This window comes from Psychrobacter sp. 28M-43 (genome assembly GCF_014770435.1).
In the GTDB taxonomy this organism is placed as follows: domain Bacteria; phylum Pseudomonadota; class Gammaproteobacteria; order Pseudomonadales; family Moraxellaceae; genus Psychrobacter.
The window spans coordinates 1467288-1483667 of the sequence record NZ_CP061739.1; the positions used below are offsets into that span (position 1 = coordinate 1467288).

A 16380-nucleotide genomic window follows, 5' to 3' on the forward strand; every position below is an offset into this window, starting at 1 on the left:
ATTGGCGTTACTCATTCGCTATTATTTAGTCGTTGTCTCGTGTAGTCATTAACTTAGAATCTATATTGGGCCATGACCTCGACTTCTTGTCCTTGTACTCTCCATGGAAGGGTTGTCTCACTTCTATCGCGCCATTCGATACCGACATCGAGATCTGGTAGATATTTATAAATGAGGTTAGCGCTTTTTATATCGATAGAAGTATCTGCATCGTTATTGACCGTGACTTCACCATAGCGCATGTTACCGCGTAGCTTCGGCGTAAAGTTATGTCGATACCCCACACTAAAGCCAGTCTGCGAAACAAGCTCACCGTCTTCGGCATCACAATTGACACTGAACCCTGTTAGCGCGCCTGTCGTACATACGCCTGAATAGACACCCATGCCTTCACCAGTATAAACGCTTCCATGCAAGGATCCATTGCCTAGGGTCAACTTGCCAGCCAACGAAGCACCTATGCCTATGTCTGAATCCGAACTGTTTTCTATGCCAGTGCCAGCTTCACGGCCAGTCACCGCAAATGTGTAACCCAAATTAGCAATATCATCACTATAGCTTATAACCATATCGGGTACATTGGCGTCATCATATACTGGATCCTGAGCAGTCACCCGTAGCCCTTTATTGGCATAATGTACGGTTAAATCTGGACGAACATATAGTCCACTACCAGCAATTGTGCCAAAACCTGTACCCCAAAAATCAAGCTGCTCAGTCAAGCGCGGAGCCACGGCAAAAAACTGGCCGTTCCAAGTCTTACCAACCGTAAATTTGTCATACTGCAAAAAAGCATGGCGCAATCTTAGGTTGGATCCACCAGTGGCATAGTCTCCATAGAAATCTCCTTCAATAAACCCAGTTAATTTCTTGTCATCTATGGTTTTGGTGGTTTTAACGTTGATGCGAGTTTCACGCATGTTTCCTTCAAATTCAGAATCTCCATTGTCTGGAGAAATGAATCTACCTTCTGCTTTGACATAACCACCAATACTTAAAGTAGTGTCTCCCTCTGTGATCAGATCTATTGCTTGTACATTCGTACATACGACTAAAGTGGCTACAGCAAAAGACACTTTTTGTAGATTATGCATACCTTGTATACTCCGTGTTTTTTGAGACTAAAAACAACAGTGCTACCTCTAGGGCGCTGCTATGAATTTAGCCTATATAAAATAGTGCAGATAACCCTATCTAGCACTAACCAACTCCCTTTGGTGTTTAAAAGCACAACCTTCCTAGATAAAAAACTCAACATAGAGTGATAATGAGTCACTCTAATGATAGTTATTTGGAAGAAAATACAAGATAGCAATGTAAACGAATTATTGTCAAGCTTATTGATTAAATTATTTGACATAACGGTAGTTAAGATTCTATTATATGCCTAGTTAATAGGTTTTCTATGATATTTTTATATATACCGTAATAATTTAAAATGGGTTTTTATATAAAGTAACTTTATACTTTATATTCATGGTTGGGAAGATGCCTTCTCATTGAAAATAAGTATATGAGTCGGTAAATGTACGTTTTGATTAACGTTGTCACCTTCAACTCTCAATATTCAATCAAAAGGATTTGATTATGTTTAGCAACTATTCTAGGGTCAAAGCTAGTCTCACTTTACGCAAACTCCTGCCTACCATTGCCTTATCATTTGCGCTTCCAATGACGCTAACGGCCTGTGATAGTGGTGCAAAAACGGAAAGTGCTAGCTCAGATGAAGTGGTTGTATTACGTATGTCGCATTTTTTGCCTGCGCCATCAGCGATGAACACCCAAGCACTGGAACCTTGGATCAAAAAAATAGAAGAAGAGTCGGATGGCCGTATTAAGATTGAAAACTTTCCTGGATCAACGCTAAGCGAAGCATCTGAGACTTACGATGCGGCAGTGAATGGAAAAATTGATATTGGTTTGCAGTTGCAGGGGTATAGCAGTGGTCGTTTCCCGCTGTCTCAAATTGCAGAGTTACCTGGAATGTCAAACTCAGCCTCGCAGATGAGCTGTATTATGCAGAGCTTATATGATGATGGTACTATCTCAAGCGAGTATGAGGACTCCCATGTTTTGGCCTTATACGGCTTAGGCCCTGGTGTCTTACATAGCTCTACAGTTATTGAAAAACCTGAAGATCTGAGAGGAATGCGTATTCGTCGACCATCTGCAGTGGCTGGTGATATCTTAGAGAGCATGGGAGCGGCACCGATAGGAATACCTGCCAATGACATATATACCTCTTTACAACGCGGTGTTATCGATGGTTTAAGTTTGCAATGGGACGCGGTTCCAGTGTTTCGTGTGAATGAACTGGTCAACAATCATACCAATATTCCGTTGTACTCATCAGGCTTCGTGATGAATATGAACAAAGCCAAATATGACTCACTTCCTGATGACCTAAAAAAAGTATTGGATGATAATTCTGGTATGGTGTTTGCCAAAATGGTTGGTGAAGTTATTAGTAAAATGGATGTAGAAGCACTGCAAGATGCCAAAGATGCGGGTAGCAATATTATTGATATTCCTGATCCATTGAATGACCCTGCATGGTCAGGCCCAATGGAAAAAGGCACACAAAAATATCTTGCTTCTGTAAGTCAGAGTGGTGTGGATGCCGAATCAATATATCAAAAGGTACGAGAGACCAGTGAAACTTGTAAGGTCTAATATTCAATTCATTATATGTTATATGCCTTGCAACTGAGCTGTTTGAGCACTGATTGTTTTTAGATAGTCGATTACCAAATAAGTCCAAAAAACGATGGTTTTTTGGACTTATTTTTATTCAGTACAGCTTTTTTGAAAATTCACCGAGAACGATTTCAACTATGCTATTAGACATAACAGTAATTAGCTCATCTTCTTTTACCGTTGCAGCTGCTCTAGATGATTATGAAATGAGATATCTTCATCGCCATCCTATTGCATTCATCAGTCTCAAAGCGGTCAAATCTTTTTTGAGCAACAGACCATGCTAGCTAATATATAAATTACTCTCAATCATATTTTTCATATGTAGTAGGCGAGGGGCAATATCTTCTTCTAGTTTGGTGCGACTAAGGATAAAACTTGGTGCGCCGCAGTTAAAAGTGAGCAAGCCTTCCGTCGGGTGCATCAGCGCAATGGCTACCGCGTTGACATCCTTTTGCCATTCACTAATTGAAAAACAATAACCATAGTCTTCATAGTCTTGAAAGGCTTTATCTAATCCTCGTCTAATCTTTAGCCAATCATCTTTATACTTACTACGAATTGCATTAAGAATAAACTCTTGCTCAGCAGGTGGCATACTCGCCAAGCAAGCTCTCCCCATCGAACTTAAATGAATAGGCAAATAAGAGCCGACATTGCGTTGCATAGTCGTCGTCCCTTGACCTTGCACAACATTTAGATACACCATCATCAGTCGATCACGAGTAGCCATGGCAACGGCACTATTGGCATAGTCTGCCAACTCTTCCATATAAGGAGTCGCAAGGTTATTGATAGAGATATTAGTCATCATCGTATAACCAAAGCTTAGTACCCCTGTCGAGAGCTGGTATTTACTGCTATTGGTCGATTGTTTTAAATATCCCAATTTGACCAACGTATAGGTCAGACGAGTGATGGTGCCTTTAGGAAGTCCTGTCAGTTGACTTAGGTCTTGGTTGCCTAGATAAGGCCGTTGCGGGGTAAAACAACGCAGTAGCTCTAACCCTCGAGCCAACGCTGTGACAAACTGTCTGTCGTTTTTATCTCTCATCTCTGTAATGGGTTCTAACAATTCAATATGCATCTCATTGTTAGCGTCTTCATCGGTAAGGGTATCATTAGTCATATGTCGTCTATTATCCCCAATCAAATTCATACAAGCGTTATAAAATCACAAAACTTTATTATTCATAGCATTCTGTGAGCTAATATCAGCCCACAGTTACCCACTGTCTCTTTAACTATATTATATCAATTTACTTTTATATTCTCAGCATAGCATAACGAGAAACTATTGTTTCGCTATGCGGTATGAACGGTAGCAATAGTCGTTATAAGAGGTATGGTTAGGCTTCTTGTGGATCGTACTGCTTTTCTTTAATAAATAAAGTAGGGATAAGACCACATAAGAAGTATGCACCTGCCATAAGTAATAAACCTGCGCCAATAGAGTTATGCATGGCCATATAACCGATCGTAAGAGGGGCAAGAGCTGATCCTATACGTCCAATATTATATGATCCACCCATTGCGGTACCTCGAATAGCTGTAGGGAAACTTTCGGTTAGATAGGTGGCGTTAATGGCATAGGGGATACCATATAAGAAACCGAAAGCAATCATTAACCAACCAATATTTTCTGGAGTGTGCATATAGATTAATACTGGAATAAATAGGGCTGTGCCCATCGTACCAAAGGCAAATACTATTTTACGTCCAATCTTATCAGCCAGTAGACCTGCTATTACTTTTGCAAACATCATAGTCAAATAGGTACCTGCCATGTAGATAGCCATTTCTTTAAAATTGATACCTAATTCGGTTTCTAAGTAAGTAGGTAGCCAGTTACTGACACCAAAATAACCAAAGAGTAAAAGAGTTGAGCTCATAGTCCACAAAATAAACATTATGCGATGTCTAGGACTTTCAAATATAGCTCTATAAGAGTTTTTACGCTTTTCAATATTACTATTCAAACCTTTGAGTTTTAGGGCACGAGACTCTTTCCAAGACTGTGGTTCAGATAATGTAAAATGCATTAAGACTGATAAAATAATTGGTATAAATGATATGAAATAAATCATACGCCAACCGTAATCAGGAATGATCCAAGCTGAAAGACTGCTGATAACTAGAGACCCTAAAGTGTAACCTGTCATTATTGTTGCGAGCACAGTGGTTCGATGCTGGGTAGGTACCATTTCTGACATTAAAGTATTAGCAGCAACATATAAGCTGCCAAGACCTATGCAAGCGCCTACTCGTAGAATTATGAACTGCTCGTAAGTTTGAGCAAATCCAACACAGCCAGACAATAATGCAAACAGGGCTGTAGCAGTCACCATAACACGCACCCGTCCAAAGCGATCACAGGCCCAACCACCGAAAAAACCACCAATTCCCATGCCAATTAACGACCAGCTACCCAAAGCGCCAGCTTGTACATTAGTCAATCCAAACTCTAGTTTTAAACTAGAAAGAGTAAATGCAAGGATACCGACATCGGCTCCATCACATAATAAAACCAAAAAACAAAAAACAAAAGCCAGTTTCCAAGGTTGTTTTTGGGTGGAGCTTATACTTGGATCTGCAGTTATAGCGACACTTTTCACAATTTATATCCTTATCGTTGTGAGAATAGAAAACTAATTTGATACGTAGTGGTGGAAATGGAAGGCATCAGCATCCTAGCAAATACCGTCTTGCATTTTGAAGGATAAAAAAGTGGGAGGAATTACTCGCTGGCTTCTTTAATCATATTGCGGGCAATGATGACTTGTTGAATTTGCGTGGTACCTTCGTACAAACGATATAGACGTACATCACGATAAAAACGTTCAATACCGTAGTCTGCGATATAGCCAGCACCGCCATGAATTTGTACCGCTCTATCAGCAACACGGCCACACATCTCAGTGGCAAACATTTTGGCGCATGAGGATTCAGTAACGACGTCTTTGCCTTCGTCACGCAAACGTGCAGCGTCTAATACCATGGATTTGGCAGCATAGATTTCTGCTTTTGAGTCAGCGAGCATGCCTTGGATAAGCTGAAAACTGGCAATCGGTTGACCGAATTGCTTACGCTCGACAGCATAATTGAGTGCATCATTCAGCATGCGAGTAGCAGCTCCAGTACTGGCTGCTGCAATATGCAAGCGCCCTTTATCAAGAACTTTCATGGCCGTTTTAAAGCCAACACCTTCAACACCGCCAATAAGCGCTTCCGCTGGTACGACGCAATTATCAAAGATCACATCACAGGTGTGCGCGCCTTTTTGACCCATTTTTTTGTCAATTTTGCCCAAAGTAATACCTGGTGTGTCGCTTTCAACGATAAATGCCGAAATACCGCCAGAGCGTTTGTTTTGTGGATCGGTGCGTGCCATGACAGTGAATACACCAGCCTGCGGGGCGTTTGTGATATAGCGCTTGGTGCCATTGATGATATAAGTATCACCATCTTTAATGGCCGTCGTTTTCAATGAGGCGGCATCTGATCCTGATTCCGGCTCAGTCAAACAGAATGAACCGATGATTTCACCACTGGCCAACCGAGGTAGATATTTCTGCTTTTGTGCTTCAGTGCCATCAATCACTAGGCCAGATGAGCCAATACCATTATTTGTCCCTATTAATGAGCGAAACGCAGGGGAGGTACGTCCTAACTCAAATGCCAGCGTGACTTCTTCTTCCATAGTGACACCAAGTCCGCCGTATTCTTCGGGTATGGTCAGTCCAAAAAGCCCTAATTCTCGCATTTGCTCAATGATCTCTTCTGGAAGACGGTCATTTTCGGCAACCCAATGTTCCATAGGGATAAGTTGATCGTTAACGAAGTTACGAATGGTTTGAGTGATGTGGTCGAGGGTCTCTTTATCTCTAATCATATGAATCTTCCTTGTTTGATTGATACCTGATATCAATATCGGCGCTGTGACTGTAATAAATAATGTGACGTCCTTTGATAAACAGCATAATTGATGAATTATTAAATTACAATAGTTTTGGTTTAAAAAACCGCATTGCGGTATTTATATAATCGAATATAGCTTTTTATTTTAAATTTATTCTAATTTATCAAATTTTTATGCTTCACAAACCAAAATAAACAGTATATATTGATATTAAATACCGCATAGCGATATTTAATATTCAAAATAAATGCTTTGTTAGGGTGTTTGTACTTTATACAAGAATGAAGTTTAAGGAGTCGATCATGGAAGAGCCGCTCATTATTTGTGAGAAAAAAGGAGAGGGTGTGAGTGTTGTTAGGCTCAATCGCCCCAAAGTGCGCAATGCACTAAACAGCGAGCTACGTCAGCAAATGGCAGATTTGTTCATTCAATTAAATGATGACCCACAAACCAAAGCGATCGTTCTTACTGGTGGTGACAAGGTGTTTGCCGCTGGTGCGGATATCAATGATTTCTTGACTACAAGTACAGTGGATATGTACCTGCGTCATAGTGAGCGCTATTGGGATGCCATTACTAACTGCCAAAAACCTATTATTGCTGCCGTCAATGGTTACGCTCTGGGCGGTGGCTGTGAGTTGGCCATGCATGCTGACATCATCATCGCAGGCAAGTCTGCCAAATTTGGTCAACCCGAAATCAAGATAGGACTCATGCCAGGTGCTGGCGGAACGCAGCGTTTGTTTCGCGCGATTGGCAAACATAAGGCCATGAAAATGGTACTAACGGGCGATATGATCAGCGCTGATGAGGCGGACACAATGGGGCTGGTATCTGAAGTCGTTAAAGATGAGGCTACTATCACACGCGCCATTGAGATTGCTGAGCAGCTATCACAGTACTCTCCCATTGCCTTAGCGCAAATCAAAGAAGTGGCAAATCTAGGTGTTGATATGCCTTTAGAAGGTGCGTTGGCTCTAGAGCGTAAGGCTTTCCAGATTTTGTTCAATACTCACGACCAAAAAGAAGGCGCTAAAGCCTTCCTAGAAAAGCGTCCTGCAGAATATAAAGGGCATTAATCCATAGCTGCGTTAATTCATCAGCACGTTAATTCATAAGCACGTTAATTCAGAGCCACATTGTGATCGCTTTTGAAGCAAGTTATCACCTTTGAACCGAAATTTCATAGCAAATCATGTAGAGAGTTATTATGACTGTGAACACAATTGCCATTATAGGCACTGGTATTATGGGCATGGGTATTGCTCAAACTGCTGCTCAAGCTGGTATCCAAGTACTTTTATATGACGCCAAATCAGGCGCTGCTGAACAAGGACGACAATCCTTGCAAGGTACCCTCGAAAAACTAACTGCTAAAGGCAAGTTTACCGATGAGCAGCTACAGGATACTTTAAGTAATTTGACGGTACTACAAGAGCTTAGCCAAATTGCGACTGCTGAGATCGTGGTTGAAGCCATTATCGAAAATCTAGACATCAAAAAACAGCTTTTTGCCCAGTTAGAAGGTGTGGTCACTGCCGATACTATTTTGGCGACCAATACCTCTTCCTTATCAGTGACCGCAATTGCTGCTGACTGCGATCATCCGGAGCGCGTGGCAGGGTTTCACTTCTTTAATCCAGTCCCTTTGATGAAAATTGTAGAGGTCATTCCAGGTCTTTCTACTCAGCAATCAGTGGTTGACGTTCTCTCCGATTTGGCCAAACGTATGGGTCATCTAGGTGTGGTAGCAAAAGACACACCGGGTTTTATCGTCAATCATGGCGGTAGAGCGTACGGAACAGAAGCGTTAAAAATATTGGGTGAAGGGGTAACAACGTTTGAGAATATTGACCGAATTTTGCGTGAAGGCGCAGGATTTCGCATGGGGCCGTTTGAGCTGTTGGATCTCACTGGTATCGATGTGTCGCACCCCGTGATGGAGTCGATTTACAATCAGTTCTATCACGAAGCGCGCTATCGTCCGCATCCATTGACCCGTCAAATGCTAGTAGGTAAAAAGCTTGGTCGTAAGGTTGGTGAAGGGTTTTATCACTATGAAAACGGTCAGAAGTTGTCAACGGTCACTACTCAAGATCAGTCGTCCGAAGCACTCATATCTGATGCCGTTATTACCTCAGTTTGGGTTGGCGCTGATCTGGCAGAAGACAAAAATCAGCTGGTTGATTACCTAAAGTCTCAGGGTGTCGCGATCGATGACAACGAAAAACCAAACTCTGATAGTTTGGTGCTGCTCGCACCCTATGGCGAAGATACGACTAATGCTGCGATTCGTTATCAGGTCGACCCCAAGCAAGCCGTTGCCATTGATATGCTCACTGGACTAGCAAAGCATCGTACTTTGATGCCAAGTCTCATCACGCAGGAAAGATTTGTCGCACAAGCTTATGCGTTATTCAGTAAAGGCTTGGATAACAGTGAGGCAACCAAACAGCCTATAGTCGGTGCCACGCTGATTGCCGAAAGTACAGGCTTTGTGGCACAGCGTGTGGTCGCTATGGTGATTAACCTTGGTTGTGACATTGCTATGCAAGGGATTGCTTCACCTGAGGACATCGATAATGCCGTCAAGCTTGGGCTAGGTTATCCATATGGTCCTATCTCTTGGGGCGACCATCTTGGGGCCTCGCGTGTGCTGCTTATTTTAGAGCGCATCTACGGGCTGACAGGTGACCCACGTTATCGTCCAAGCCCTTGGCTGCAACGCCGCGCCAAGCTTGATATGTCATTGTTTACTCAGCAGACCAAATACTAATATTGACGACACAGCAATATTGCCAAACCATAAAACTATTATTCAGAGTTAAAAATACGACAAGGAAACGTTATGTTAGATGCCTATATTTATGATGGATTAAGAAGTCCTTTTGGTCGCTATGTTGGCGCATTAGCAACCGTACGTGCTGATGATTTGGTTGCTACCGTGATGAAAGCGTTGGTCGAAAAGCACCAACTATCTGCTGATATCTTTGATGAAGTGTTGCTAGGCAGTGCCAACCAAGCAGGTGAAGACTCTCGTAACATCGCGCGTAACGCGGCTTTGTTAGCAGGGTTGGATGTCAATACCCCAGGTCAGACAGTAAACCGTTTATGTGCGTCAGGTCTGTCCACTGTTGTCGATGCTGCTCGCAGTATTACGTGCAATGAAGGGGATATTATTTTAGCAGGTGGGGTCGAGTCGATGACACGTGCGCCGTTTGTATTTGCCAAGACAGAACAGCCTTTTAGCCGTGACTTTAAAGTATTTGATACAACCATTGGTAGCCGTTTTCCCAACCCAAAAATTATTGAGCAGTTCGGCAGTGATACCATGCCGCAGACGGGTGATAATGTTGCGCAGAAGTACGGTATTACGCGCGAGGAAGCCGATAAGTTTGCAGCAGCATCGCAAGCCAAGTACCAAGCTGCCAAGCAAGCAGGGTTTTTTGACGATGAGATAACACCTATCACCGTACCTCAAGGTAAGAAATTGCCTGCAAAAGTAGTCATAGATGATGAGCATCCGCGTGCCAGCTCTAATATTGAAGCACTACAAAAGCTCAAACCGTTAAACAAAGATGGAATCGTCACCGCAGGTAATGCTTCTGGCATCAATGATGGTGCTGCCGCGCTCATCATTGGCTCAAAGCAAGCAGAGAAAAAGCTAGGCTTTAAACCGATTGCCAAGATCTTATCATCAGGTGCAACGGGTGTTGAACCCAATATCATGGGCGTGGGTCCTGTCGAAGCGATTAAGCTAGCACTAAAGCGTGCGGATATGACCCTCGAGGACATGTCTGTCATTGAGATCAATGAAGCGTTTGCCTCACAGGTACTGGGTTGTCTAAAAGGGTTGGATATTGATTTTGATGATAAGCGTGTCAATCCCAATGGTGGCGCTATCGCTGTCGGCCATCCGCTTGGCGCATCAGGTGCCAGAATTGCCTTGAGTACTGCTCGAGAGCTACAGCGCACAGGTGGCAAATATGCCGTGGTTAGCTTGTGTATTGGTATTGGGCAAGGGCTTGCCATGGTGATAGAACGCGTTTGAGACTCAAAAGCACGCTAGCCCCATTACTGATTATAGTTGATTCAGTTTAAAAGAGACGCAAGGCAACCGAGCGCAGATGTAACTGTGATACTTCAAGTGAGGTTAACTCTGTCACTCTTTTATAGAGGGTTGACTATATCAAGGACAATTTATTATCAAGGAAGATACCATGACAACCATACTCAACGAACACGATAACTACCATCAAGCCGAAGAAGCGTATGGATTTCCGTTAATTATAAAACAGCTACTAAACCGCGCCAAGATTGCTTCCACCAACCAAACTATCAGTTATGCCGACAAAGTCACTTATACCTATGCTGAGTTTTTTAAGCGTATTAATCGCTTGGCCAATGTATTAAAAAATATGGGCTTGCAGGCAGGTGACGTGGTCGCGGTCATGGACTGGGATAGTCATCGTTACCTTGAGGCATACTTTGCAGTACCAATGTCGGGCATGATTTTGCAAACCGTTAATGTACGTTTATCTGAAGAAAAAGTGCTATATACCGTCAACCATGCTGCGCCAAAAGCCTTATTGTTGAATGCTGAATTTGCGCCGATGATTAAAGACTATCGTGCCGATGCGCCTTCTATCGAGCATGTAATGTGGGCTGATGATGTAGAGAATGATAAAGCAGGTGGTAATGAAGCTGAGCTGCCTGACTATGTCGATGGCGAATATGAGGCGCTATTAGCAGCTGCTAGTGACGAGTTTGACTTCCCAGACTTTGACGAAAACACTATTGCTACGACATTCTATACCAGTGGTACGACAGGCGATCCAAAAGGCGTTTTCTTTACCCATCGACAGATTGTACTACAGACGATGGCAAGTACGTTATCAACAGCGCTTAATGCTGAAGGACAAGGTGTTCGCTATAACGATGTCTATATGCCAATGACGCCTTTATTCCATGTTCATGCATGGTGCTGGCCATATGGTGCCACCATGATAGGACTCAAGCAAATTTATCCAGGGCGATACAATCCAGGGGCACTGGTTGACCTGATTGAAAATCATAAGGTTACATTATCACATGGCGTTCCAACAATTTTACAAATGTTACTCAAGGAGATGGCAGCCCGAGGACGCAAATTTAATGGTCTTAAGCTGATGGTAGGTGGTTCTAAAATAAATAAAGGCTTGGCTAAGAATGCTATTGATATGGGTGTAGAGTTTATGCCTGGTTTTGGCATGTCAGAATCTTGTCCAGTATTAGCTAGAGCAGTATTCAATGATAAAACAACTGCAATGTCCATAGAAGAACAGCTCAATTATCGTTGCCTATCAGGTTCACCCATTATGCTAGTTTCGATGGAAATCTGGGATGAAAACGGTAAGCCACAACCCATGGATGGCAAATCGACAGGCGAGCTTGTGATACGCGCGCCGTGGTTGACACAAAGTTATTTCAAAAATCCTGATGCAGGTAATGAGTTATGGAAAGGCGGCTGGATGCATACTCAAGACATCGCCTGTATGACCGCTGATGGCACACTAAGCATCACAGACAGGCTCAAAGATGTCATTAAATCCGGTGGCGAATGGGTATCCTCGCTTGAAGTCGAAACGATTTTGTCCTTTCATCCTAGCGTCGCTGATATCGCAGTGATTGGTGTGCCAGATGAGCGCTGGGGCGAGCGTCCCTTGGCATTGATCGTGCTAAAACCAGACCATGTTGACACAAAAATGGAAGATATTTTGGCACTGGGTCATCAAGCAGTAGAAAGAGGCCATCTGCCAAAATATGGCGTCCCAAGCGAAGTGAGGTTTTTGCCAGACATGCCAAAAACCAGCGTTGGTAAACTTGATAAAAAACGCATGCGTTCGATGTACTCAGAAAATCTTATCTAGTCAAACAATCTGGTCACCATTAAATCAACTTTGACAAAAGCGAAAGCTTGCATAAACCCTAGCGTTTGACTAAATGCTAGGGGTGGAGGAGGTGTGTGAGTCACGAGCACCCTGAGTCACACTCATCATCTCTATAACAAAACCTGTCTAATAAAAAGAGAAAAACTATGGAAGCTGCGCCTACGTTCCCAGAAATACAAGAGATTGTCACAAGCGACGACAATCACCCATTGAACGACTTTACGGTTATTTATCCTCAGCAAGTGGAGTGGGGTGATATGGACTCCTTTGGTCATGTCAATAATGTGGTTTATTACGAATATGCTCAAAATGCTCGTATCTACTACAACAGGCGGCTTGGTTTATTTAACGAACAGACGTCTTCGGTGATGGCAGCCTCGTCATGTCGATACCTCAAATCGGTTGCCTATCCTGATGAATTATGGATTGGCGTCAAGGTCAAAAAAATCGGTAATTCAAGTCTGATTCATGAATATACCTACTATAGTACGGTGCAGAAAACTGTCGTTGCAATCGGTGAGTCGGTGTTGGTATATCTCGATAAATTGAGTGGGCAAAAAAAGCCTATCAATGAGTCACAAAAAGACGCGATTGCTGTGTTAGAGAATATCAAACATCAGCCTAAAACATAATATATCGGTCAAATTCTGATTGGGGTTTTTAATTAGGAAGTACTTATTAAGTAGAAGTTGGTTTTCATCTAAAAGGATTATTTATTTTTATGGATTAAAGAAAATGTAATAGCAATTGGATTGATAAGGATATCAACATAAAACAGGGAAGAAATGAATGATGCTTTATATAAAAAGGTTATCTGTAGGTTTTGCTACGGTTATAACATGCGTATCTGCACAAGCAATCGATCTTGTGACAACAGGTGACACGACTTTGAGTATCGGTGGTTAAATCAAAGCAGAAGGTGCTTTTAACTCTCCTGATGAAGGCGAGTCGGAATTTAAGGGTAATTTACGGCAGTCTCGTATCAATGTGAAAACGACTAAGTCGGTAGATGATAAAAAACTCACGGGGTTTATCGAAGGTGATTTTTATGGCGATTACGCCAAGGGCGGCTCAAATCTGCGCTTGCGTCATGCTTATGTTCAGGTTGATGATTTAACAGTGGGTAAGACTTGGAATGGTCAGTTTTTGGCAGTGGCACCTCTGTCTACGGAGTAGCTTGACTTCTGGGGTACTGGTTTGGGCACAGCCTCTGGTGGTGGTTCTTATATTCGTCCAGATTTGACGTTGCACTATACTTATAAGGGGCTACGTTTTACGGCGCAAGACCCTGTTTATGATAATGCAAGCTTACCTGATATGGTGGTAAGCTATAAAGATAAGATATCTAACTTTGACTATAACGTGGCTGTCACGGCTCGTGATGCTGAGAACAGAGATGGTTCAGATGTGGGTATCGGTGTTTCTTTAGCGGGCAAGCTAACATTGGGTAAAGATTCGCTCCATGCCAGTATATACAATGGTAAAGGCATGGGTGCCTATTCTGCCATCTGTGTTGGCGGGCCACTAATTATGAATGGCGGCGTAGACTGTGATGCCGAGGATGGGAAGCTCATCTCGCAAACGGGCTATAGCGTAGGATATAAGCATCAATTTACCCAAAAGCTGCGTGGCAACTTGCGTTATGGCGAGGTAAATGTAGACGATGCGGCAGACACTTCTGCCAATGTAAAAAGCGCGAACCTTATCTATGAGTATCTACCAGATCTAGATTTGGGTATTGAGTGGAGAAATCAGGACGTAACGACATTCCCATGGATGCCAGCAGGTCAGCAAATTGAAATAATGGCAAAATATGATTTTTAAATTAAATAAGTAGAAAGTAGTAGATTATTATTAAGATAAGGCTTTATCCATGCATAATAGGGGTAAAGCTTTGTCTATAAAAATCGCTAATAATGCTAAAGTAGCAATCAAAAATTTACATTAACTAAGGTTGCTATGTCTAATACAGAATCCAATACAAAAAAGCCAAAACTTAAACAGAGTATCTCTCTATTAGAGAAGAGCGAATACATATTTGATGACAAAAAGACAGCGAAGTCTGCTTTCTTGACGCTACCAGTCGTTATACAGACTGCACTAGAGCAAGCTAAACGAGTCGTTCTAATTGCAAATAATCCTGCTGTGACCACGACGCAGCTTGAGATGCTATTACAGCCCGATGATGTCTTAGTGTTATTTAATCACTTTATTCACGCTGATTTTTTTGCCAGCCATCAGTTAGCTAGTTTACTGCCTAAGCTGTTGTTTTTTCGGCAGATTGGTGACAGTAAGCTGCATTTTGGCCTACCACCTAGAAGCAATCATATATCAGTGGTGGAGCAAATGGCCGAGACCGCCCCGCTAGGGATATTGACGAGCAACCAGCCTTATCAGTTTCCAACATTAGCTGATGACCCAAGCCCTAATGATGATCCTATCACTGCTCAGCGCATCTTAGACATCCCTTCGAGCATGCAAAAAATGTTATCAAGCCCTACCTACCACAGTGTGCTATCAGAGCATCATAAAGTCGTTGCTGACTATCCATGCTTTACCGATATTCATTCGTCAGCGCCCTCGTCAGGTTTTCTATTGTATCGGCTGATGCTGGCAGCTCGAGCATACTTACAGCATATTCAAAACACGAAACTACCGTTAGAGATAGTAATGATCGGCTTCAATGACAATGATAAAACTGCTCACTTTTGGCATGGTCATAACTGGGATTTTGAGCGTCAGGAAATGAGTCGACCACCTAAAGGGGTGACTATTCATCGGTACTAGAATATTGATTAACTAAGTTTTTGTTAGCTAGAAATAGTTAAACATAAGGAGCGTCTGGACAATGAGAAAGCTCCACCTCTTTGTCATTAGGCTCTCGTTGTATGGCTATCGGTAACGACTGTTCCTCTGTCCAATCAATTAGCCTCATGTCGGAAAACTGTGACAACCATCCTGCCATGGGCCAACAGTGCCATTTTTGATAGAAGCGATTGGCATTGACAATGATACTGTCCAAATGATTAAGAGGTGGCCGGTAGACACTATGCTGCTGATGATAAGCGATATCAGCAGTAAGGTAAAAATCGATACCTAACCGACGTGCTGTAAAAGCAAAATCGGTATCCTCTGCGCCATAACCTGTATATTGGGTGTCAAAACCGCCAATTTTATCAAAAGTCTGGCGCTTGATAGCGAAGCATAGGCTCCAAAATGCACCGTAATCATCAGTTTGTTTGATAGTTGTTTGCTCTGTTTTAGTAGGATATGAGTCAGCTCCATCAAAATTATAACGATAAGGGTTATAGACAGACAGCTTGTCTAAAACAGAGAAAGGCAGATGATTAATTTTTAATTGTGCATTTTCTTCTAATGATAATGGTCGCGTTAGATAGCGCGGTTGACCCATCAAAAGCGCACTAGGATATTGCAGAAGCTTCTTATACATTTGCTCAATAAACGTAGGCGCTACGATACAATCAACGTCCAAAAAAATCAGCATATCGTGAGTTGCCTGCAGTGCCCCAAGATTGCGATTATGTCCGATATCAAACTCTGAAGTTGTAGTATCGCTACCATCATTCACAGCTGATTTGACCGTAGTCGGTAACTTCACGATATTCAATGAAAATTCAGCTAACCGATTGGGGTCAGCGTCATCGTTGACAATAATGACTTCGGCTGGCTTTACACTACTATTTTCTAGACTGCTGAGTAGGTTATAGAGATGACGATTACGACCATAGCAGGTCGTAATGACGGTCATCGGTACAGTCTCAGAAGTCGTGCTAGCGTTACTCGTTGACTGAATGGTCATCGTTTATCTTTGCC

14 protein-coding genes are annotated in these 16380 nt (G+C 42.5%); 9 read left to right on the plus strand and 5 right to left on the minus strand.

The window, feature by feature from the left end:
* Window positions 1-53 precede the first annotated feature (53 nt).
* Window positions 54-1094, minus strand: coding sequence for a hypothetical protein (locus tag IEE84_RS06200; protein WP_191115254.1), 1041 nt, complete (start codon window positions 1092-1094; stop codon window positions 54-56).
* A gap of 493 nt (window positions 1095-1587) precedes the next feature.
* Here IEE84_RS06200 and IEE84_RS06205 point away from each other — a divergent pair, with 493 nt between their 5' ends.
* Window positions 1588-2673, plus strand: coding sequence for a TRAP transporter substrate-binding protein (locus IEE84_RS06205; protein WP_224737925.1), 1086 nt, complete (start codon window positions 1588-1590; stop codon window positions 2671-2673).
* A gap of 307 nt (window positions 2674-2980) precedes the next feature.
* On the opposite strand, the gene IEE84_RS06210 is transcribed toward IEE84_RS06205, so the two are convergent.
* The 3 genes from IEE84_RS06210 to IEE84_RS06220 all read right to left on the minus strand — a co-directional run bounded on the left by IEE84_RS06210 (window position 2981) and on the right by IEE84_RS06220 (window position 6589).
* Window positions 2981-3826 (minus strand): IclR family transcriptional regulator, encoded by an 846-nt coding sequence (locus tag IEE84_RS06210; RefSeq protein WP_191115255.1) that lies wholly within the window; start codon window positions 3824-3826, stop codon window positions 2981-2983.
* A 220-nt stretch (window positions 3827-4046) separates the two neighbouring features.
* Complete coding sequence (locus IEE84_RS06215; RefSeq protein ID WP_191115256.1) at window positions 4047-5312, minus strand: MFS transporter; 1266 nt, start codon at window positions 5310-5312, stop codon at window positions 4047-4049.
* 122 nt (window positions 5313-5434) lie between these two features.
* Window positions 5435-6589: an acyl-CoA dehydrogenase family protein gene (locus IEE84_RS06220; RefSeq protein WP_191115257.1), complete on the minus strand. Its 1155-nt coding sequence runs from the start codon at window positions 6587-6589 to the stop codon at window positions 5435-5437.
* Between the two features lie 329 nt (window positions 6590-6918).
* Between IEE84_RS06220 and IEE84_RS06225 the strand changes: the two genes are divergently transcribed.
* From IEE84_RS06225 to IEE84_RS06255, 8 genes are all read left to right on the plus strand, one after another.
* Complete coding sequence (locus tag IEE84_RS06225; RefSeq protein WP_191115258.1) at window positions 6919-7695, plus strand: enoyl-CoA hydratase; 777 nt, start codon at window positions 6919-6921, stop codon at window positions 7693-7695.
* A gap of 131 nt (window positions 7696-7826) precedes the next feature.
* On the plus strand, window positions 7827-9392 hold the full coding sequence (locus IEE84_RS06230; RefSeq protein WP_191115259.1) for a 3-hydroxyacyl-CoA dehydrogenase: 1566 nt from the start codon (window positions 7827-7829) through the stop codon (window positions 9390-9392).
* Between the two features lie 72 nt (window positions 9393-9464).
* The gene (locus IEE84_RS06235; protein WP_191115260.1) at window positions 9465-10667 is read left to right on the plus strand and encodes a 3-oxoadipyl-CoA thiolase; all 1203 of its coding nucleotides are present in this window, start codon (window positions 9465-9467) and stop codon (window positions 10665-10667) included.
* A 169-nt stretch (window positions 10668-10836) separates the two neighbouring features.
* Window positions 10837-12525 carry a fatty acid--CoA ligase gene (locus IEE84_RS06240; RefSeq protein WP_191115261.1) on the plus strand — a complete coding sequence of 563 codons (1689 nt, stop codon included), beginning with the start codon at window positions 10837-10839 and terminating at the stop codon, window positions 12523-12525.
* 167 nt (window positions 12526-12692) lie between these two features.
* Window positions 12693-13178: an acyl-CoA thioesterase gene (locus tag IEE84_RS06245; protein ID WP_191115262.1), complete on the plus strand. Its 486-nt coding sequence runs from the start codon at window positions 12693-12695 to the stop codon at window positions 13176-13178.
* Between the two features lie 355 nt (window positions 13179-13533).
* Entirely contained in the window at window positions 13534-13722 is a 189-nt protein-coding gene (locus IEE84_RS13095) for a hypothetical protein (RefSeq protein ID WP_224737926.1), read from the plus strand.
* Window positions 13723-13743: 21 nt separating this feature from the next.
* On the plus strand, window positions 13744-14370 hold the full coding sequence (locus IEE84_RS13100) for a hypothetical protein (RefSeq protein ID WP_224737927.1): 627 nt from the start codon (window positions 13744-13746) through the stop codon (window positions 14368-14370).
* 135 nt (window positions 14371-14505) lie between these two features.
* Entirely contained in the window at window positions 14506-15333 is an 828-nt protein-coding gene (locus IEE84_RS06255; RefSeq protein WP_191115263.1) for a hypothetical protein, read from the plus strand.
* Between the two features lie 37 nt (window positions 15334-15370).
* On the opposite strand, the gene IEE84_RS06260 is transcribed toward IEE84_RS06255, so the two are convergent.
* The gene (locus IEE84_RS06260; protein WP_191115264.1) at window positions 15371-16366 is read right to left on the minus strand and encodes a glycosyltransferase family 2 protein; all 996 of its coding nucleotides are present in this window, start codon (window positions 16364-16366) and stop codon (window positions 15371-15373) included.
* Window positions 16367-16380: the final 14 nt, after the last annotated feature.

Bases quoted from the DNA above. Each gene is read 5' to 3' on its own strand.
- IEE84_RS06200 (WP_191115254.1), bottom strand. From the start codon at position 1,094: ATGCATAATCTACAAAAAGTGTCTTTTGCTGTAGCCACTTTAGTCGTA.
- IEE84_RS06205 (WP_224737925.1), top strand. From the start codon at position 1,588: ATGTTTAGCAACTATTCTAGGGTCAAAGCTAGTCTCACTTTACGCAAA.
- IEE84_RS06210 (WP_191115255.1), bottom strand. From the start codon at position 3,826: ATGACTAATGATACCCTTACCGATGAAGACGCTAACAATGAGATGCAT.
- IEE84_RS06220 (WP_191115257.1), bottom strand. From the start codon at position 6,589: ATGATTAGAGATAAAGAGACCCTCGACCACATCACTCAAACCATTCGT.
- IEE84_RS06225 (WP_191115258.1), top strand. From the start codon at position 6,919: ATGGAAGAGCCGCTCATTATTTGTGAGAAAAAAGGAGAGGGTGTGAGT.
- IEE84_RS06230 (WP_191115259.1), top strand. From the start codon at position 7,827: ATGACTGTGAACACAATTGCCATTATAGGCACTGGTATTATGGGCATG.
- IEE84_RS06235 (WP_191115260.1), top strand. From the start codon at position 9,465: ATGTTAGATGCCTATATTTATGATGGATTAAGAAGTCCTTTTGGTCGC.
- IEE84_RS06240 (WP_191115261.1), top strand. From the start codon at position 10,837: ATGACAACCATACTCAACGAACACGATAACTACCATCAAGCCGAAGAA.
- IEE84_RS06245 (WP_191115262.1), top strand. From the start codon at position 12,693: ATGGAAGCTGCGCCTACGTTCCCAGAAATACAAGAGATTGTCACAAGC.
- IEE84_RS06255 (WP_191115263.1), top strand. From the start codon at position 14,506: ATGTCTAATACAGAATCCAATACAAAAAAGCCAAAACTTAAACAGAGT.
- IEE84_RS06260 (WP_191115264.1), bottom strand. From the start codon at position 16,366: ATGACCATTCAGTCAACGAGTAACGCTAGCACGACTTCTGAGACTGTA.